The organism is Polynucleobacter sp. JS-Polo-80-F4 (assembly GCF_018881965.1).
Taxonomy (GTDB): Bacteria; Pseudomonadota; Gammaproteobacteria; order Burkholderiales; family Burkholderiaceae; genus Polynucleobacter.
On record NZ_JACVPI010000001.1, the window covers coordinates 876,818 to 893,103 of the forward strand.

A 16,286-nucleotide genomic window follows, 5' to 3' on the forward strand; every position below is an offset into this window, starting at 1 on the left:
AAAGCAACAAAGAAGTACTAACCGAGCTATTTTATGCCAACAATTAATCAATTAATACGCAAGCCAAGATCCAGGCTGATCGTTAAAAGCAAGAGCCCTGCACTGGAAAACAGTCCGCAGCGCCGTGGTGTTTGTACACGTGTGTACACCACTACTCCTAAAAAGCCTAACTCTGCGCTTCGTAAAGTAGCCAAAGTTCGCTTAACCAATGGTTTTGAAGTGATTTCATACATTGGTGGTGAAGGCCACAACCTCCAGGAACACTCAGTAGTGTTAATCCGTGGCGGTCGTGTAAAGGATTTGCCAGGTGTTCGTTACCACATCGTTCGTGGCTCACTTGACTTGCAAGGTGTTAAAGACCGTAAGCAGTCACGTTCCAAGTACGGTGCAAAGCGCGCTAAGAAATCTGCTTAATCTTTCAATAGATTTTTGCTGAAGTATTTGTAGTAAGTCTTCGTTTGTCAGACTTAAAAGACAAGTAAGTGGTTGTTCCGTCTAGGAATCTTCTTAGATAGTAGGGCAACCGGAGCGGGTGATCCATGTGGGTCGCCCCTAACTGAACTGAAGGAGTAGTTATGCCACGTCGTCGTGAAGTTCCCAAACGGGAAATTTTGCCGGATCCAAAATTCGGAAATGTAGAAGTAGCTAAATTCATGAACGTCCTCATGTTGGACGGCAAGAAATCGGTTGCAGAGCGTATCGTTTACGGTGCCTTTGATCACATCGAGAAAAAAGCAAACAAAGAACCACTCGAAGTTTTCTCAACAGCTATGGGCAACGTTAAGCCAATGGTTGAGGTGAAGAGCCGTCGTGTTGGTGGTGCTAACTATCAGGTTCCTGTTGAGGTTCGTCCATCACGCCGTTCTGCTTTGGCAATGCGCTGGGTGCGCGAAGCCGCTAAAAAGCGTGGTGAGAAATCCATGGCTCAACGTTTGGCCAACGAATTATTAGAAGCTGCAGAAGGTCGCGGCGGAGCAATGAAGAAGCGTGAAGAAGTTCACCGTATGGCAGAAGCTAACAAAGCTTTCTCCCATTTCCGCTTCTAATCGCACAGCAAAGAAAAGGTACCAACAGTGGCACGTAAAACTCCTATCGACAAATACCGCAATATCGGTATTTCTGCGCACATTGACGCAGGTAAGACAACAACTACAGAACGCGTTTTGTTCTACACCGGTGTTAACCACAAGATCGGTGAAGTACATGATGGCGCTGCAACCATGGACTGGATGGAGCAAGAGCAAGAGCGTGGCATCACGATTACTTCTGCTGCTACAACAACGTTCTGGAAGGGCATGGCTGGTAATTTCCCAGAGCACCGTATCAATATTATTGATACCCCAGGACACGTAGACTTCACTATTGAAGTTGAGCGTTCAATGCGCGTGTTAGATGGTGCTTGCATGGTTTACTGTGCGGTAGGTGGTGTTCAGCCACAATCTGAAACTGTTTGGCGTCAAGCTAACAAGTACCAGGTTCCACGTTTAGCATTCGTAAACAAGATGGACCGTACTGGTGCAAACTTCTTTAAGGTCTATGACCAGATGAAGTTACGTCTCAAAGCAAATCCAATCTTGATCCAGATTCCTATCGGCGCTGAAGAGAATTTCAAGGGCGTTGTGGACTTGGTCAAAATGAAGGCCATCTATTGGGATGAGGCTTCACAAGGCACTAAATTTAGCTACGAAGAGATTCCTGCTGAATTAAAGGCGTCTGCAGATGAGTGGCGCGAAAAGATGGTTGAAGCCGCCGCTGAAAGTTCAGAAGAGTTGATGGAGAAGTACCTCGGTGGCGAAGAGTTGACCGAAGAAGAAATCAAAAAAGCATTGCGTCAACGTACTATTGCTAATGAAATCATTCCAATGATGTGCGGAACTGCTTTCAAAAACAAAGGCGTTCAGGCGATGTTGGATGCAGTGGTTGAGCTACTGCCATCCCCATTAGATGTTCCACCAGTTCCATGTGAATTGGAAGACGGCACCCCAACAACACGTAAAGCTGACGATGCTGAGAAATTCTCTGCATTGGCATTTAAGATCATGACCGACCCATTCGTTGGTCAGCTCATCTTCTTCCGTGTTTACTCGGGCGTAATGAAATCAGGCGACACAATCTACAACCCAATCAAGGGCAAGAAAGAGCGTGTTGGACGTTTGTTGCAGATGCATGCAAACCAACGTGAAGAAATTAAAGAAGTTTATGCAGGTGATATCGCTGCTGCAGTTGGTCTAAAAGACGCAACTACTGGCGAAACATTGTGTGATCCAGATAGCATCGTGATTTTGGAGCGCATGGTATTCCCAGAGCCAGTGATCTCTCAAGCTGTTGAGCCTAAGACAAAACCAGACCAAGAAAAAATGGGTCTTGCTTTGAATCGTTTGGCACAAGAAGATCCATCATTCCGCGTTAAGACTGATGAAGAATCTGGCCAAACTATTATTTCCGGAATGGGCGAGCTCCACTTGGAAATTTTAGTTGACCGTATGCGTCGTGAGTTCGGTGTTGAAGCAACTGTTGGTAAGCCACAAGTTGCCTATCGCGAAACTATTCGCAAGGTTTGCGAAGAAATCGAAGGCAAGTTTGTTAAGCAGTCCGGTGGTCGCGGTCAATACGGTCACGTGGTATTGAAGCTTGAGCCACAAGAGCCAGGCAAAGGTTTTGAATTCATTGACGCTATTAAGGGCGGTGTGGTTCCACGCGAATACATCCCTGCAGTAGAAAAAGGAATTCGTGAAACATTGAATTCCGGTATTTTGGCTGGCTATCCAGTTGTAGATATCAAAGCTACATTGTTCTTCGGTTCATACCATGATGTTGACTCCAATGAAAACGCATTTAAGATGGCGGGCTCTATGGCATTCAAAGACGGTATGCGTAAAGCAGCGCCAGTGTTGCTTGAGCCGATGATGGCTGTTGAAGTTGAAACACCAGAAGATTTCATGGGTAACGTAATGGGTGATCTTTCATCCCGTCGCGGTATTTTGCAAGGTATGGACGACATTCCAGGCGGCGGTAAGATCGTTCGCGCTGAAGTGCCGTTGGCAGAGATGTTTGGTTACTCAACTGGCTTGCGCTCGTTGACCCAAGGTCGCGCTACCTACACCATGGAATTTAAGCATTATTCCGAAGCACCTAAGAACGTTGCTGAAGCAGTTATGGCTGCTAAAGCGAAGTAATTTATCCACATTAATTTTGAATATTGACTAGCTAAAGAAGGCAGACAAAAATGGCAAAAGAAAAATTCGAGCGGACAAAACCGCACGTAAACGTAGGCACCATCGGTCACGTTGACCACGGTAAAACCACATTGACAGCAGCAATTGCAACCGTGCTTTCTAAAGCATTCGGTGGCGAAGCTAAAGCATACGATCAGATCGATGCTGCTCCAGAAGAAAAAGCACGTGGTATTACGATTAATACTGCGCACGTTGAGTACGAGACAGCAAACCGTCACTACGCACACGTTGACTGCCCAGGACATGCTGACTACGTTAAGAACATGATTACTGGTGCTGCTCAGATGGACGGCGCAATTTTAGTTTGCTCTGCTGCTGACGGCCCAATGCCACAAACACGTGAGCACATCCTCTTGGCACGCCAAGTTGGTGTTCCTTACATCGTCGTATTCTTGAACAAGTGCGACATGGTTGACGATGCTGAATTGCTCGAGTTAGTTGAAATGGAAGTTCGTGAGCTTCTATCTAAGTACAACTTCCCTGGCGATGACACACCAATCATTCAAGGTTCTGCTAAGTTAGCGCTTGAAGGCGACGAAGGCCCATTGGGCAAAGAAGCCATCATGAAATTGGCTGAAGCATTAGATACCTACATCCCAACTCCAGAGCGTGCTGTTGACGGTGCGTTCTTGATGCCAGTAGAAGACGTGTTCTCTATCTCTGGTCGCGGTACTGTAGTTACAGGCCGTATCGAGCGCGGTATCGTTAAAGTGGGTGAAGAGATCGAAATCATCGGTATCAAGCCAACACTCAAGACAACTTGTACTGGTGTTGAAATGTTCCGCAAATTGCTCGACCAAGGTCAAGCAGGCGATAACGTTGGTATCTTGTTACGCGGTACAAAACGTGAAGAAGTTGAGCGCGGCCAAGTATTGGCTAAGCCAGGTTCAATCACTCCACATACTCACTTTACAGCCGAGGTTTACATCTTGGGTAAAGATGAAGGTGGCCGTCATACACCATTCTTTAACAACTATCGTCCACAGTTTTACTTCCGTACAACGGACGTAACTGGTTCAATCGAGTTGCCAAAAGACAAAGAAATGGTTATGCCTGGTGATAACGTCACGATTACCGTAAAACTCATCGCCCCAATCGCGATGGAAGAAGGTTTACGTTTTGCGATCCGTGAAGGTGGCCGTACTGTTGGCGCCGGCGTGGTTGCAAAGATTTTGGCTTAAGTAGTCGGTATTAATTAGTAAAAATATTTAGCGGTTTGCTAACCGGTGACATCAGTGCTGCTGATGTCACCGAGCTCTTTAGATGTATAACGTGGCAGCACCACAACGCTCTTTGGAATTAATATGCAAAACCAAAAAATTCGTATTCGCCTTAAAGCATTTGATTACCGTTTGATCGACCAGTCTGCAGCTGAAATTGTTGATACAGCTAAGCGTACTGGTGCAGTTGTTAAGGGCCCAGTACCTTTGCCAACCCGTATCGAGCGCTTTGATATCTTGCGCTCACCACACGTGAACAAGACATCTCGTGATCAGTTAGAGATCCGTACCCATCTCCGTTTGATGGATATTGTTGATCCTACAGAGAAAACTGTAGATGCTTTGATGAAATTAGACCTCCCAGCAGGTGTAGACGTCGAAATTAAGTTGCAGTAATTTGTATTTTCCGGTCTTTTTGCTTGTCAAGACTGGGTTTTCGGGATAGAATCTAAGGCTTCGCTCAATTATTTCGGCGAAAATCTTAGTTTTATCAGCATTAAAAACGTTGTAACTTATTGATTTAGAAGTACTTTTACTTGTAAATCATTTAAATTAATTTTGCCGACCAATCGAAGTCGGCGTGGAGCATGAATATGAGCTTAGGCTTAATCGGCCGCAAGGTCGGCATGACCCGTCTATTTACGGACGAAGGGGATTCTATCCCTGTAACCGTAATTGACGTGAGCGACAACAGAATCGCTCAAATCAAGACCCAGGCAACTGATGGCTATGATGCTATCCAGTTGGCACATGGCACACGTAGAGCTACTCGCGTTACTAAAGCAATGGCTGGTCACTTCGCCAAAGCTGGTGTGATGGCTGGTAACGGTCTCAACGAATTCCAATTAGATGCAGCAAAAATCGCAGAAATGACACCAGGACAAGTTATTCCTGCTGACACTGCATTTACTGCTGGTCAAAAAGTGGACGTACAAGGTGTGTCTATCGGTAAGGGTTACGCAGGTACCATCAAGCGTTATCACTTCGCTTCTGGCCGCGCATCTCACGGTAACTCACGTTCACATAACGTACCAGGCTCAATCGGTATGGCGCAAGATCCAGGTCGTGTTTTCCCTGGTAAGCGTATGACCGGTCACTTGGGTGACGTTACACGTACAGTTCAAAATTTAGTCATCGCACGCATTGATGCAGAACGTAATCTCATCATGGTTAAAGGCGCTATTCCAGGTGCCCCAGGCGGTAAAGTTATTGTTACTCCAGCGGTGAAGACACCGTTGAAGAAGAAATAAGGAGAGCGAATATGGAACTTAAGCTTCTCCAAGACAACGGTACTTTAGGTGCAGGCGTACAAGCTTCACCAGAAGTATTCGAGCGTGAATATAACGAAGCATTGGTACACCAAGTTGTAGTGGCTTACCAAGCAAATGCACGTAGCGGTAACCGTGCACAAAAAGACCGTGAGCAAGTTAAGCACACAACCAAGAAACCTTGGCGTCAAAAAGGTACTGGTCGTGCACGTGCTGGTATGAGCTCTTCCCCGCTGTGGCGTGGAGGTGGTCGTATATTCCCGAATTCTCCAGAAGAGAATTTCAGCCAAAAAGTAAACAAGAAAATGTACCGCGCTGGTATGAGATCTATTTTGTCTCAGTTAGCACGCGAAGGTCGTTTGAATGTTGTTGATCAATTTTCTCTTGACGCTCCAAAGACTAAAGTTTTAGCTGACAAAGTTAAAGCAATGGGCTTGGATTCAGTCTTGATTATTGTTGATCAGGTTAGCGAGAATTTGTACTTGGCATCACGTAACTTGCACAAAGTTGCTGTATGTGAGCCACAGCACGCTGATCCATTAGCTTTGGTTCAATACAAAAAAGTATTGGTAAGCAAAGCTGCGATCGCAAAAATTGAGGAGTTGCTGAAATGAGCCAAGTCCGTAAAAATGATCACAACCTGATGAGGGTTCTGCTTGGACCGGTTATCTCTGAAAAAGCCACTATGGTTGCAGAGAAAAACGAACAAGTAGTTTTCCAAGTAGCTCGCGATGCAAACAAGAGCGATGTTAAACAAGCAGTTGAGTTGCTCTTTAAAGTGCAAGTTGACTCTGTTCAAATCGTGAATCAAAAGGGTAAGCCTAAGCGCTATGGCCGTTTTGAAGGTCGTCGTGACCACACTAAGAAGGCCTACGTAAGCTTGAAGCCAGGTCAAGAAATTAACTTTGAAGCGGAGGCGAATTAATCATGCCTTTGATGAAGACAAAACCGACCTCACCAGGTCGTCGTTCAATGGTCAAGGTGGTAAATCCTGACCTGCATAAAGGTAAACCTTTTGCAGCGTTGGTAGAGCCACAATTCCAAAAAGCGGGTCGTAACAATAATGGTCACATCACTACCCGTCATAAAGGTGGTGGTCATAAGCATCACTATCGTGTTGTTGATTTCAAACGCAACGACAAAGATGGTATTCCAGCAAAAGTTGAACGCTTGGAATACGATCCAAACCGCAGTGCAAATATTGCATTGATCGTGTTTGCTGATGGTGAGCGTCGCTATATTCTTGCTGCAAAAGGCATGACTGTTGGTCAGGCATTGATGAGTGGCTCAGAAGCCCCAATTAAGTCTGGTAACAATTTGCCAATTCGCAACATTCCAGTTGGTAGCACGATTCACTGTGTAGAAATCATGCCAGGCAAGGGCGCTCAGGTAGCACGCTCCGCTGGTGGTTCTGCAGTATTGTTGGCTCGTGAAGGCGTTTACGCTCAAGTGCGTTTGCGCTCTGGTGAAGTTCGCCGTGTTCTGATTGACTGCCGTGCCACTATTGGCGAAGTTGGCAACGAAGAGCATAGCTTGCGTGTTATCGGTAAAGCCGGTGCAAATCGCTGGCGCGGTATTCGCCCAACCGTTCGCGGTGTGGCAATGAACCCAGTAGATCACCCACACGGTGGTGGTGAAGGTAGAACTGGCGAAGGCCGTGTACCTGTATCCCCATGGGGCACACCAACCAAAGGTTATCGTACACGTCGCAATAAGCGTACAACTTCGATGATCGTTCAACGTCGTCAAAAACGTTAAGCGATAAGGATAAATAGATATGACACGTTCAGCTAAAAAAGGCCCATTCTGCGACGCCAGCTTAGTAAAAAAAGTTGAAGTTGCACAAGCCAACAAAGACAAAAAGCCGATTAAAACTTGGTCACGCCGTTCAACAATCCTCCCAGACTTTATTGGTCTGACGATTGCTGTACATAACGGTCGTCAACACGTTCCGGTATATGTATCAGAAAACATGGTGGGTCATAAGTTAGGCGAATTTGCCTTGACCCGTACTTTCAAAGGTCACGCTGCTGACAAGAAAGTAACGAAGAAGTAAGGGGATGATGATGGAAGTTAAAGCTATTCACAAGGGTGCCCGCATTTCAGCGCAAAAGACACGTTTGGTCGCCGACCAAATTCGTGGCTTGCCGATTGCTCGCGCATTAAACATTTTGAACTTCAGCCCCAAGAAAGCTGCCTTCATTGTGAAAAAAGTGGTTGAGTCTGCAGTGGCCAACGCTGAACACAATAAAGGTGCTGACATTGATGAGCTCAAGGTTTCAACAATTATTGTTGATAAAGGTACTTCCTTGAAGCGCTTCACAGCACGCGCTAAGGGTCGTGGCAATCAAATTGAAAAACAAACATGTCACATTACCGTGACCTTGAGTAACTAAGGAAAGATATGGGACAAAAGATAAACCCAACCGGATTCCGACTCGCGGTAACGAAGAATTGGACATCAAAGTGGTATGCAAACAATACTGACTTCGCAAAGATGTTGAAAGAGGACGTAGATGTCCGCATCTATCTGAAGAAGAAGTTGAAGAACGCATCTGTAAGCAAAGTAGTTATCGAGCGTCCTGCAAAGAATGCCCGTATCACTATCTATAGCTCACGTCCAGGTGTTGTAATCGGTAAAAAAGGCGAAGATATTGAAGTGCTCCGCCGCGAATTGCAAAAGCGTATGGGTGTTCCAGTTCACGTGAATATCGAAGAAATTCGTAAGCCTGAAGTTGATGCGCAATTGATCGCTGACTCAATTACTCAGCAGCTCGAAAAACGTATCATGTTCCGTCGTGCGATGAAGCGTGCAATGCAAAATGCAATGCGCCTTGGCGCACAAGGCATCAAGATCATGTCATCAGGTCGTTTGAATGGTGCTGAGATTGCTCGTCGCGAATGGTACCGTGAAGGTCGCGTTCCACTTCATACATTGAAGGCGGATATCGATTACGCAACTTCCGAAGCTGAAACTACATACGGCATCATCGGCGTAAAAGTTTGGGTATACAAAGGCGATACATTGGGTCGTGGTGCAGAAGCTCAAGTAGCTGCTCCATCTGCTGAACCAGCTGCCGAAGAAAAGAAAACTCGTCGTGCTCCAAGTAAGACAGCTGCTCGTAAACCAGCTGCTGGCACAGACAAGCCATTAGTTGCTGCTAAACCAGCAGTAAAGCGTGTGCGTAAGGTTGAAACACCGGCCGCAGATACGCAGAAGTCAGGAGAGTAAGCATGCTACAACCAAAGCGTCGCAAGTATCGTAAGGAACAAAAAGGCCGTAATACCGGCGTGGCAACACGTGGTAGTTCAGTAGCCTTTGGTGACTTTGGATTGAAGGCCGTTGGCCGTGGTCGTTTGACTGCTCGCCAAATCGAGTCAGCACGTCGTGCAATGACTCGTCACATTAAACGTGGTGGCCGTATTTGGATTCGCATTTTCCCAGATAAGCCAATTTCACAAAAACCTGCTGAAGTACGTATGGGTAACGGTAAAGGTAATCCAGAGTACTACGTAGCTGAAATTCAACCAGGCAAAGTGCTTTACGAGATGGACGGTGTTGATGAGCAATTGGCGCGCGAAGCTTTCAAGCTTGCTGCTGCTAAGTTGCCTTTACAGACCACTTTCGTGATTCGCCACTTAGGTTGATCGGGATAGAGATTATGAAAAATACAGAATTAGCTTCAAAAGATCTGACAGCTTTAAATGCAGAGTTAACCGAGTTGCTTAAGACCGGTTTCAAGCTCCGCATGCAAAAAGGCACTCAGCAACTCACAAATACCAGCCAATTGGGTAAAAATAAGCGCGACATCGCTCGTGTGAAGACTTTTATCGCCCAAAAGACTGCACAGAAATAAGGAAAAAGGGATATGACAGAATTATCTAAACCCTTGCGCCGCACCCTAGTGGGCCGTGTTGTTAGCGACAAAATGCAAAAAACTGTGACGGTGTTGGTTGAGCGTCAAGTTAAGCATCCAGTGATTGGTAAGTACGTTGGCCAGTCCAAAAAGTACCATGCTCATGACGAAGCTGGCACATACAAGATGGGTGATACCGTTGAAATTGCTGAATCTAAGCCAATTTCACGCACTAAATCTTGGGTTGTGACCCGTTTAGTTGAGGCTTCAAAGGGTATTTAAAGAAATATTAGGGATTTTGGCGAAGTTTCTTCCCAAATCCCTGTTTTACGTAGTAGAATAGAAGGCTTCTCTGGTTTTATTGGAGAAGCAGTGTTTTTCATTAATTCCGGGTTTTAGCTTTCGTTAAAACCCATAGACGGAACCAAGACTGTTTGCCTTTGGCCAATAAGTTGGGGATTAGAAATGATACAAACCGAAAGTAGATTACAGGTTGCCGATAACACAGGCGCCAGTGAAGTTTTGTGCATCAAGGTATTGGGCGGCTCTAAGCGTCGTTACGCCAGTATCGGTGATGTCATTAAAGTGACTGTAAAGTCCGCTGCTCCACGTGGCCGTGTAAAAAAAGGTGACATTTATAACGCCGTAGTAGTGAGAACTGCTAAGGGTGTTCGCCGTCCAGATGGTTCATTGATTAAGTTCGATGGCAACGCTGCGGTATTGCTCAACGCTAAGTTAGAGCCAATTGGCACACGTATCTTTGGACCAGTGACGCGCGAGTTGCGTACTGAAAAGTTCATGAAGATCGTTTCTCTCGCCCCCGAAGTTATTTAAGAGGCTGATATGAAAAAGATTCGTAAAGGTGATTCAGTAGTTCTGTTGACTGGCCGCGATAAGGGCAAGCAAGGAACTGTTACGGCCGTTCTCGAGAACAAGTTAGTGATCGAAGGCGTAAACATTTATAAAAAGAGCGTTAAGCCAAATCCAGCAGCCGGTGTTACTGGCGGCATGATTGACAAGACGATGCCTGTTCACATTTCTAATGTGGCTGTGGTTGACGGTAACGGCAAACCATCACGTGTTGGTATCAAACTCGTGGACGGTAAAAAGCAACGTTTCCTCAAAACCACTGGCGCAACTTTAAGCGCATAAGGGGCACGGAGAAATTATGAGCACACGTTTTCAAGAACACTATCAAGCTAAAGTTGTTGCTGATTTGATCGCCAAATTTGGTTACAAGTCAGTAATGGAAGTTCCGCGTATCACTAAGGTAACCCTGAACATGGGCTTAGGCGACGCAGTGAACGACAAGAAAATTATCGAAAATGCAGTTGGTGATTTAACTAAAGTTGCGGGCCAAAAGCCAGTTGTAACTAAAGCGAAAAAAGCGATTGCAGGCTTCAAGATTCGTCAAGGCTACCCAATCGGTGCCATGGTGACATTGCGTGGTGCACGCATGTACGAATTCTTGGATCGTTTCGTTACTGTTGCATTGCCACGCGTACGCGACTTCCGCGGTATTTCTGGTAAAGCATTTGACGGCCGTGGTAACTACAACATCGGCGTTAAAGAACAGATCATTTTCCCTGAAATCGAATACGACAAAATTGATGCCCTTCGTGGTCTCAATATCAGTATTACGACGACTGCTAAAACCGACGAAGAAGCAAAAGCTTTGTTGGCAGCATTCAAATTCCCTTTCCGCAATTAAGAGGCTAACGTGGCAAAACTATCCCTAATTGAGCGCGAGAATAAGCGCGCAAAAACTGTAGAGAAGTACGCTGTAAAGCGTGCCGAACTCAAAGCGATCATTGCTGATCAATCACGCAGCGATGAAGAGCGCTATGAAGCTCGCTTGAAGCTACAGGCACTTCCACGTAACGCAAGCCCGATTCGTCAAAGAAATCGTTGTTCATTAACCGGTCGCCCACGTGGCACATTCCGCAAGTTCGGTTTGGCTCGTAGCAAGATTCGTGAAATCGCCTTCCGTGGCGAAATCCCCGGTTTAACCAAGGCCAGCTGGTAAGCGGCGAAAGAATTAGGAGAACTCATGAGTATCAGCGATCCAATCGCCGACATGTTGACAAGGATCCGCAATGCGCAAGCAGTGCAGAAACCCGTAGTCTTGATGCCGTCGTCAAAAGTAAAAGTAGCCATCGCAAAAGTTTTGCAAGATGAAGGCTATATCGAAAGTTTTGAAATCAAAGGTGAAGCAGCTAAGCCAGTGCTACACATCGATCTCAAATACTATGCAGGCCGTCCTGTTATTGAGCGTATTGACCGTGTATCAACACCAAGTCTACGTATCTATAAAGGCCGTCATGACATTCCAGAGGTAATGAATGGCTTGGGCATTGCAATTATTTCAACCCCTCAAGGCGTAATGACAGACCGTAAAGCACGTGCAACAGGCGTGGGCGGCGAAGTTATTTGCTACGTAGCTTAAGGAGCGAAATATGTCCCGCGTAGGTAAATCACCAATTACAGTTCCTAAAGGCGCTGAAATCAGCATCAACGGTGCAAATGTTACTGTTAAAGGCCCATTGGGTACTTTGACACACAACTTGCATCCTTCTGTTGGTTTGAAACAAGAAGATGGCGTATTGACAGTTGTTTTAAATAACGACTCACCAGAAGCTGGTGCACAGTCAGGTACAGCACGTGCTTTGGTTAATAACATGGTTGTTGGCGTAACTGCTGGCTTTGAGCGCAAGCTCAGCTTGGTAGGCGTTGGTTACCGTGCTGCTGCTCAAGGCGAAACATTGAAATTGCAGTTAGGTTTCTCACACGACATTATTTACAACCTGCCAAAGGGCGTAAAGGCTGAGACTCCTACTCAAACTGAAATCATTATCAAAGGTTCCAACAAGCAGCAAGTTGGCCAGGTCGCAGCTGAAGTTCGCGCATACCGTTCACCAGAGCCATACAAAGGCAAGGGTGTTCGCTACGTGGATGAGGTTGTGCATCTGAAAGAAACTAAGAAGAAGTAAGCGAGATTAGAAAATGAATAAAGACGAATCCAGACAAAGACGTGCTAGGCAGACTCGTATTCGCATTGCCGAAGCATTGGCAAATCGCTTAACAGTTATCCGTAGCAATACCCATATTTCTGCACAGGTTTATAGCCCATGCGGAACCAAGGTTGTAGCAGCTGCTTCAACAATGGAAAAAGATTTGCGCCAAGCGATCAAAAACGGCGGCAACGCTGAAGCGGCTAAACAAATTGGCAAGTTAGTTGCTGAGCGTGCTGTTAAGGCAGGCGTTGTTGATGTTGCGTTTGATCGTTCCGGACATCGTTACCACGGCCGTATTAAGGCCTTAGCTGAAGCTGCGCGTGAAGCCGGCCTGAAGTTCTAAAAGGGTTTAGGAAAAAACATGGCAAAAATGCAAACTAAGATGCAAAACGAAGAGCGTGATGATGGTCTTCGCGAGAAGATGATCGCTGTTAATCGTGTAACTAAAGTGGTTAAGGGTGGTCGTATTCTCGGCTTCGCTGCACTCACTGTAGTTGGCGATGGCGATGGCCGCATCGGCATGGGTAAAGGCAAATCAAAAGAAGTTCCAGTTGCTGTTCAAAAAGCAATGGATGAAGCTCGTCGCAAGATGATCAAAGTAACTTTGCGTAAAGGTACTTTGCAGCACACTGTTACTGGTCAGCACGGCGCGTCACGCGTTTTGATTTCACCAGCTAAAGACGGTACTGGAATTATTGCTGGCGGCCCAATGCGCGCAATTTTCGACGTAATGGGTGTAACTAACGTGGTTGCTAAGTCACTTGGCTCTACAAACCCATACAACTTGGTTCGTGCAACCATTGATGGTTTGAGCAAGATGAGTACTCCTGCTGAGATTGCTGCTAAGCGCGGTAAGTCAGTTGAAGAGATTCTCGGCTAAGACCAAAAGATTAGGAATCTACAAATGACAACATCTAACTCCAAACTCAAACTGCAATTAGTACGCAGTTTGATCGGTACACGCGAAAGCCACCGTGCAACTGTACGAGGCTTAGGCCTTCGTCGTATCAATTCAGTTTCTGAATTGGAAGACACTCCAGCTGTTCGCGGCATGATTAATAAAGTTTCTTATCTAGTTAAAGTCGTTGGCTAATAACTAGCAAGTAAATAGGCGAAGAATATGCAACTCAACACAATTAAACCTGCAGAAGGCTCCAAGAAAAACCGTCGTCGCGTTGGTCGCGGCATTGGTTCTGGTCTTGGTAAAACTGCTGGCCGTGGTCACAAAGGTCAAAAATCCCGTTCTGGTGGTTTCCATAAGGTCGGATTTGAAGGCGGTCAGATGCCTATGTATCGTCGTTTGCCAAAACGCGGTTTCGTGTCTTTGACACGTCGTCACGTTGGTCAAATTACATTGAACGACTTAGCAAAAATCAACTTGCCAGAAGTAGACTTACTGGTATTGAGAGCTCATGGCTTTGCTGGTGAGCAAATCAATGCAGTTAAGGTTATCAAGACTGGCGAACTCAAGATTGCTGTAACCCTCAAGGGCATCACAGCAACTGCTGGCGCAAAAGCGGCTATTGAAGCGGCTGGCGGCAAATTGGTTGAATTGGTTTAATAAGTTTCCTAGTAGATATGGCATTAGCACCTACCAATAACGCAAACACTGCAGCAACAGGCGGCAAGTTTGGCGAATTAAGCCAACGCTTGATTTTCCTGGTGCTGGCTTTGCTCGTGTTCCGTTTGGGTGCTCATATTCCAGTCCCTGGAATTGATCCCGACCAGCTGGCACAGTTGTTCTCTGGCCAAAAAGACGGCATCTTGGGAATGTTTAACTTGTTCTCAGGTGGCGCCTTATCTCGTTTCACCGTATTTGCTTTGGGCATCATGCCGTATATCTCTGCATCGATCATCATGCAGTTGATGACAATTGTTGTGCCTTCTTTGGAGGCCTTGAAAAAAGAAGGTCAAGCAGGTCAACGCAAGGTTACCCAATACACCCGCTATGGCACAGTACTTTTGGCAACATTCCAAGCCTTAGGTATTTCTGTTGCGTTGCAAGCTCAGCCAGGTTTAGTAATTAATCCAGGCTTGATGTTTGAACTCAATACTGTAGTTACTTTAGTAACCGGCACAATGTTCCTCATGTGGCTTGGTGAACAAATTACTGAGCGTGGCCTTGGTAACGGTATCTCTATTATTATTTTTGGTGGCATTGTCTCTGGCCTGCCAAATGCGTTGGCAAGCTTGTTGGAATTGGTTCGTACTGGATCAATGAATATTATTTCTGCACTGCTCATCGTGGTTATTTGCGTAGCGGTGACTTATTTTGTGGTGTTTGTAGAGCGCGGTCAGCGCCGTATCTTGGTGAACTACGCTAAGCGTCAAGTAGGCAACAAGATTTATGGTGGCCAGTCTTCTTACTTCCCATTGAAGTTAAATATGGCAGGCGTAATTCCTCCAATTTTTGCTTCATCGATTATTTTGTTCCCTGCGACAATTGCTGGCTGGTTTACATCAGGCGAGCCAACCAATATGTTCAGCAGAATTATTAAGGACTTGGCAGCTACATTGGCACCAGGCCAGCCGGTTTACACAATTTTGTATGCTGCAGCGATTATTTTCTTCTGTTTCTTCTATACCGCATTGGTATTTAACAGCCGTGAGACTGCTGAGAACTTGAAGAAGAGTGGCGCATTTGTTCCAGGTATTCGCCCGGGTGACCAAACAGCACGTTACATCGATAAGATCTTGGTGCGTTTGACTCTAGCTGGCTCTATTTATATGGTTCTGGTTTGCTTGTTACCAGAATTCTTGGTGTTGAAGTACAACGTGCCGTTTTATTTCGGCGGTACTTCATTGTTGATTATTGTTGTTGTTGCAATGGATTTCATGGCTCAAGTTCAGTCATTCGTGATGCAACAGCAGTATGGCTCTTTGATGAAGAAGGCCAATTTTAAGATGGGCGCCTAACTGAATGTCTAAAGACGATGTAATTCAGATGGCGGGAGAAGTTGTAGAGAATTTGCCGAACGCAATGTTTCGCGTGAAGCTGGAAAACGGACATGTGGTTCTAGGGCACATTTCCGGAAAGATGCGGATGCACTACATCCGAATTTTGCCGGGAGATAAGGTGACGGTGGAGATGACTCCTTACGACCTAACGCGCGCCAGAATCATTTTCCGAGCGAAGTAAAGATTAAGTAGTACCTATTTTTTTAGAGGTGAGTTATGAAAGTTTTAGCATCCGTTAAGTGTATTTGCAGAAATTGCAAGATCATTAAGCGCAAACGCGTTGTTCGCGTGATCTGTTCTTCAGACGCACGTCATAAGCAGCGTCAAGGCTGATCTGGTTAATTAAGAGGAAATCTCATGGCACGTATCGCTGGGGTAAATATCCCAAATCATCAACATACTGTTATCGGTTTAACAGCAATTTTTGGCATTGGCACAACTCGTGCACGCAAAATTTGTGAAACCACAGGTGTTGCTATCGACAAAAAAGTCAAAGACCTTACTGACGGTGACTTGGAAAAGTTGCGTGATGAAGTAGGTAAATTCATTACCGAAGGTGACCTTCGTCGTGAAGTAACTATGAGCATCAAGCGTTTGATGGACTTAGGTTGCTACCGCGGTGTTCGTCATCGTAAGGGCTTGCCTGTACGTGGTCAACGTACTAAGACTAATGCGCGTACCCGCAAGGGCCCACGCAAGTCTGGTGTGCAACTCAAGAAATAATCAAGAAAGT

The 16,286-nt window shown here is 45.8% G+C and carries 29 protein-coding genes; all 29 read left to right on the forward strand.

The features are described 5' to 3' along the window. The first annotated feature begins 33 nt into the window (after positions 1-33). The 29 genes from rpsL to rpsM all read left to right on the forward strand — a co-directional run bounded on the left by rpsL (position 34) and on the right by rpsM (position 16,276). Complete coding sequence (gene rpsL, locus ICN20_RS04400) at positions 34-414, forward strand: 30S ribosomal protein S12 (RefSeq protein WP_072582063.1); 381 nt, start codon at positions 34-36, stop codon at positions 412-414. A 161-nt stretch (positions 415-575) separates the two neighbouring features. Continuing rightward, on the forward strand, positions 576-1,046 hold the full coding sequence (gene rpsG, locus ICN20_RS04405) for a 30S ribosomal protein S7 (protein ID WP_015420229.1): 471 nt from the start codon (positions 576-578) through the stop codon (positions 1,044-1,046). Between the two features lie 27 nt (positions 1,047-1,073). Then, a complete protein-coding gene (gene fusA / locus ICN20_RS04410) occupies positions 1,074-3,176 on the forward strand; it encodes an elongation factor G (protein WP_216238314.1) in 2,103 nt (700 codons plus the stop codon). A gap of 50 nt (positions 3,177-3,226) precedes the next feature. Then, positions 3,227-4,417 (forward strand): elongation factor Tu, encoded by a 1,191-nt coding sequence (gene tuf / locus ICN20_RS04415; RefSeq protein WP_071464430.1) that lies wholly within the window; start codon positions 3,227-3,229, stop codon positions 4,415-4,417. A gap of 123 nt (positions 4,418-4,540) precedes the next feature. Next, positions 4,541-4,852: a 30S ribosomal protein S10 gene (rpsJ, locus tag ICN20_RS04420; protein ID WP_011901899.1), complete on the forward strand. Its 312-nt coding sequence runs from the start codon at positions 4,541-4,543 to the stop codon at positions 4,850-4,852. A 197-nt stretch (positions 4,853-5,049) separates the two neighbouring features. Further along, positions 5,050-5,706 (forward strand): 50S ribosomal protein L3, encoded by a 657-nt coding sequence (gene rplC, locus ICN20_RS04425; RefSeq protein ID WP_011901900.1) that lies wholly within the window; start codon positions 5,050-5,052, stop codon positions 5,704-5,706. A gap of 11 nt (positions 5,707-5,717) precedes the next feature. After that, a complete protein-coding gene (gene rplD / locus ICN20_RS04430; RefSeq protein WP_011901901.1) occupies positions 5,718-6,338 on the forward strand; it encodes a 50S ribosomal protein L4 in 621 nt (206 codons plus the stop codon). Next, positions 6,335-6,649 (forward strand): 50S ribosomal protein L23, encoded by a 315-nt coding sequence (rplW, locus tag ICN20_RS04435; protein ID WP_068320111.1) that lies wholly within the window; start codon positions 6,335-6,337, stop codon positions 6,647-6,649. Before rplD ends, rplW begins: the two co-directional genes overlap by 4 nt. A gap of 2 nt (positions 6,650-6,651) precedes the next feature. Then, on the forward strand, positions 6,652-7,482 hold the full coding sequence (rplB, locus tag ICN20_RS04440) for a 50S ribosomal protein L2 (protein WP_215362450.1): 831 nt from the start codon (positions 6,652-6,654) through the stop codon (positions 7,480-7,482). 19 nt (positions 7,483-7,501) lie between these two features. Further along, entirely contained in the window at positions 7,502-7,780 is a 279-nt protein-coding gene (rpsS, locus tag ICN20_RS04445) for a 30S ribosomal protein S19 (protein WP_011901904.1), read from the forward strand. A 7-nt stretch (positions 7,781-7,787) separates the two neighbouring features. Then, positions 7,788-8,120 carry a 50S ribosomal protein L22 gene (gene rplV / locus ICN20_RS04450; RefSeq protein WP_215392687.1) on the forward strand — a complete coding sequence of 111 codons (333 nt, stop codon included), beginning with the start codon at positions 7,788-7,790 and terminating at the stop codon, positions 8,118-8,120. Positions 8,121-8,128: 8 nt separating this feature from the next. Then, positions 8,129-8,956: a 30S ribosomal protein S3 gene (gene rpsC, locus ICN20_RS04455; RefSeq protein WP_216238315.1), complete on the forward strand. Its 828-nt coding sequence runs from the start codon at positions 8,129-8,131 to the stop codon at positions 8,954-8,956. A 2-nt stretch (positions 8,957-8,958) separates the two neighbouring features. Beyond that, positions 8,959-9,372 (forward strand): 50S ribosomal protein L16, encoded by a 414-nt coding sequence (gene rplP / locus ICN20_RS04460; protein WP_011901907.1) that lies wholly within the window; start codon positions 8,959-8,961, stop codon positions 9,370-9,372. A 14-nt stretch (positions 9,373-9,386) separates the two neighbouring features. Then, complete coding sequence (rpmC, locus tag ICN20_RS04465) at positions 9,387-9,581, forward strand: 50S ribosomal protein L29 (RefSeq protein ID WP_215362451.1); 195 nt, start codon at positions 9,387-9,389, stop codon at positions 9,579-9,581. Between the two features lie 12 nt (positions 9,582-9,593). Further along, on the forward strand, positions 9,594-9,863 hold the full coding sequence (rpsQ, locus tag ICN20_RS04470) for a 30S ribosomal protein S17 (protein WP_011901909.1): 270 nt from the start codon (positions 9,594-9,596) through the stop codon (positions 9,861-9,863). A gap of 183 nt (positions 9,864-10,046) precedes the next feature. Next, on the forward strand, positions 10,047-10,415 hold the full coding sequence (rplN, locus tag ICN20_RS04475) for a 50S ribosomal protein L14 (protein ID WP_015420241.1): 369 nt from the start codon (positions 10,047-10,049) through the stop codon (positions 10,413-10,415). A gap of 9 nt (positions 10,416-10,424) precedes the next feature. Further along, complete coding sequence (gene rplX / locus ICN20_RS04480) at positions 10,425-10,733, forward strand: 50S ribosomal protein L24 (protein WP_011901911.1); 309 nt, start codon at positions 10,425-10,427, stop codon at positions 10,731-10,733. Positions 10,734-10,749: 16 nt separating this feature from the next. After that, positions 10,750-11,292, forward strand: a complete 543-nt coding sequence (rplE, locus tag ICN20_RS04485; protein ID WP_046329383.1) for a 50S ribosomal protein L5 — start codon at positions 10,750-10,752, stop codon at positions 11,290-11,292. Between the two features lie 9 nt (positions 11,293-11,301). Then, positions 11,302-11,607, forward strand: coding sequence for a 30S ribosomal protein S14 (gene rpsN, locus ICN20_RS04490; protein WP_011901913.1), 306 nt, complete (start codon positions 11,302-11,304; stop codon positions 11,605-11,607). 24 nt (positions 11,608-11,631) lie between these two features. Continuing rightward, on the forward strand, positions 11,632-12,027 hold the full coding sequence (gene rpsH / locus ICN20_RS04495; RefSeq protein WP_011901914.1) for a 30S ribosomal protein S8: 396 nt from the start codon (positions 11,632-11,634) through the stop codon (positions 12,025-12,027). A gap of 10 nt (positions 12,028-12,037) precedes the next feature. Then, entirely contained in the window at positions 12,038-12,571 is a 534-nt protein-coding gene (gene rplF / locus ICN20_RS04500; RefSeq protein WP_071464447.1) for a 50S ribosomal protein L6, read from the forward strand. Positions 12,572-12,584: 13 nt separating this feature from the next. Next, on the forward strand, positions 12,585-12,938 hold the full coding sequence (gene rplR / locus ICN20_RS04505) for a 50S ribosomal protein L18 (protein ID WP_215360615.1): 354 nt from the start codon (positions 12,585-12,587) through the stop codon (positions 12,936-12,938). Positions 12,939-12,956: 18 nt separating this feature from the next. Next, positions 12,957-13,475 (forward strand): 30S ribosomal protein S5, encoded by a 519-nt coding sequence (gene rpsE, locus ICN20_RS04510; RefSeq protein WP_011901917.1) that lies wholly within the window; start codon positions 12,957-12,959, stop codon positions 13,473-13,475. A gap of 24 nt (positions 13,476-13,499) precedes the next feature. Next, positions 13,500-13,688: a 50S ribosomal protein L30 gene (gene rpmD, locus ICN20_RS04515; RefSeq protein WP_215391871.1), complete on the forward strand. Its 189-nt coding sequence runs from the start codon at positions 13,500-13,502 to the stop codon at positions 13,686-13,688. Positions 13,689-13,715: 27 nt separating this feature from the next. After that, complete coding sequence (rplO, locus tag ICN20_RS04520; protein ID WP_215360616.1) at positions 13,716-14,156, forward strand: 50S ribosomal protein L15; 441 nt, start codon at positions 13,716-13,718, stop codon at positions 14,154-14,156. Between the two features lie 17 nt (positions 14,157-14,173). Then, positions 14,174-15,511 (forward strand): preprotein translocase subunit SecY, encoded by a 1,338-nt coding sequence (secY, locus tag ICN20_RS04525; RefSeq protein ID WP_216238316.1) that lies wholly within the window; start codon positions 14,174-14,176, stop codon positions 15,509-15,511. 4 nt (positions 15,512-15,515) lie between these two features. Then, positions 15,516-15,734: a translation initiation factor IF-1 gene (gene infA / locus ICN20_RS04530; RefSeq protein WP_068320132.1), complete on the forward strand. Its 219-nt coding sequence runs from the start codon at positions 15,516-15,518 to the stop codon at positions 15,732-15,734. 35 nt (positions 15,735-15,769) lie between these two features. After that, positions 15,770-15,886, forward strand: a complete 117-nt coding sequence (rpmJ, locus tag ICN20_RS04535) for a 50S ribosomal protein L36 (protein ID WP_012357167.1) — start codon at positions 15,770-15,772, stop codon at positions 15,884-15,886. Between the two features lie 24 nt (positions 15,887-15,910). After that, the gene (gene rpsM / locus ICN20_RS04540; RefSeq protein ID WP_015420253.1) at positions 15,911-16,276 is read left to right on the forward strand and encodes a 30S ribosomal protein S13; all 366 of its coding nucleotides are present in this window, start codon (positions 15,911-15,913) and stop codon (positions 16,274-16,276) included. Positions 16,277-16,286 lie beyond the last annotated feature (10 nt).

Coding starts and splice junctions, on each gene's coding strand:
- rpsL (WP_072582063.1), top strand. CDS start 34: ATGCCAACAATTAATCAATTAATACGCAAGCCAAGATCCAGGCTGATC.
- rpsG (WP_015420229.1), top strand. CDS start 576: ATGCCACGTCGTCGTGAAGTTCCCAAACGGGAAATTTTGCCGGATCCA.
- tuf (WP_071464430.1), top strand. CDS start 3,227: ATGGCAAAAGAAAAATTCGAGCGGACAAAACCGCACGTAAACGTAGGC.
- rpsJ (WP_011901899.1), top strand. CDS start 4,541: ATGCAAAACCAAAAAATTCGTATTCGCCTTAAAGCATTTGATTACCGT.
- rplC (WP_011901900.1), top strand. CDS start 5,050: ATGAGCTTAGGCTTAATCGGCCGCAAGGTCGGCATGACCCGTCTATTT.
- rplD (WP_011901901.1), top strand. CDS start 5,718: ATGGAACTTAAGCTTCTCCAAGACAACGGTACTTTAGGTGCAGGCGTA.
- rplW (WP_068320111.1), top strand. CDS start 6,335: ATGAGCCAAGTCCGTAAAAATGATCACAACCTGATGAGGGTTCTGCTT.
- rplB (WP_215362450.1), top strand. CDS start 6,652: ATGCCTTTGATGAAGACAAAACCGACCTCACCAGGTCGTCGTTCAATG.
- rpsS (WP_011901904.1), top strand. CDS start 7,502: ATGACACGTTCAGCTAAAAAAGGCCCATTCTGCGACGCCAGCTTAGTA.
- rplV (WP_215392687.1), top strand. CDS start 7,788: ATGATGGAAGTTAAAGCTATTCACAAGGGTGCCCGCATTTCAGCGCAA.
- rpsC (WP_216238315.1), top strand. CDS start 8,129: ATGGGACAAAAGATAAACCCAACCGGATTCCGACTCGCGGTAACGAAG.
- rplP (WP_011901907.1), top strand. CDS start 8,959: ATGCTACAACCAAAGCGTCGCAAGTATCGTAAGGAACAAAAAGGCCGT.
- rpmC (WP_215362451.1), top strand. CDS start 9,387: ATGAAAAATACAGAATTAGCTTCAAAAGATCTGACAGCTTTAAATGCA.
- rpsQ (WP_011901909.1), top strand. CDS start 9,594: ATGACAGAATTATCTAAACCCTTGCGCCGCACCCTAGTGGGCCGTGTT.
- rplN (WP_015420241.1), top strand. CDS start 10,047: ATGATACAAACCGAAAGTAGATTACAGGTTGCCGATAACACAGGCGCC.
- rplX (WP_011901911.1), top strand. CDS start 10,425: ATGAAAAAGATTCGTAAAGGTGATTCAGTAGTTCTGTTGACTGGCCGC.
- rplE (WP_046329383.1), top strand. CDS start 10,750: ATGAGCACACGTTTTCAAGAACACTATCAAGCTAAAGTTGTTGCTGAT.
- rpsH (WP_011901914.1), top strand. CDS start 11,632: ATGAGTATCAGCGATCCAATCGCCGACATGTTGACAAGGATCCGCAAT.
- rplF (WP_071464447.1), top strand. CDS start 12,038: ATGTCCCGCGTAGGTAAATCACCAATTACAGTTCCTAAAGGCGCTGAA.
- rplR (WP_215360615.1), top strand. CDS start 12,585: ATGAATAAAGACGAATCCAGACAAAGACGTGCTAGGCAGACTCGTATT.
- rpsE (WP_011901917.1), top strand. CDS start 12,957: ATGGCAAAAATGCAAACTAAGATGCAAAACGAAGAGCGTGATGATGGT.
- rpmD (WP_215391871.1), top strand. CDS start 13,500: ATGACAACATCTAACTCCAAACTCAAACTGCAATTAGTACGCAGTTTG.
- rplO (WP_215360616.1), top strand. CDS start 13,716: ATGCAACTCAACACAATTAAACCTGCAGAAGGCTCCAAGAAAAACCGT.
- secY (WP_216238316.1), top strand. CDS start 14,174: ATGGCATTAGCACCTACCAATAACGCAAACACTGCAGCAACAGGCGGC.
- infA (WP_068320132.1), top strand. CDS start 15,516: ATGTCTAAAGACGATGTAATTCAGATGGCGGGAGAAGTTGTAGAGAAT.
- rpmJ (WP_012357167.1), top strand. CDS start 15,770: ATGAAAGTTTTAGCATCCGTTAAGTGTATTTGCAGAAATTGCAAGATC.
- rpsM (WP_015420253.1), top strand. CDS start 15,911: ATGGCACGTATCGCTGGGGTAAATATCCCAAATCATCAACATACTGTT.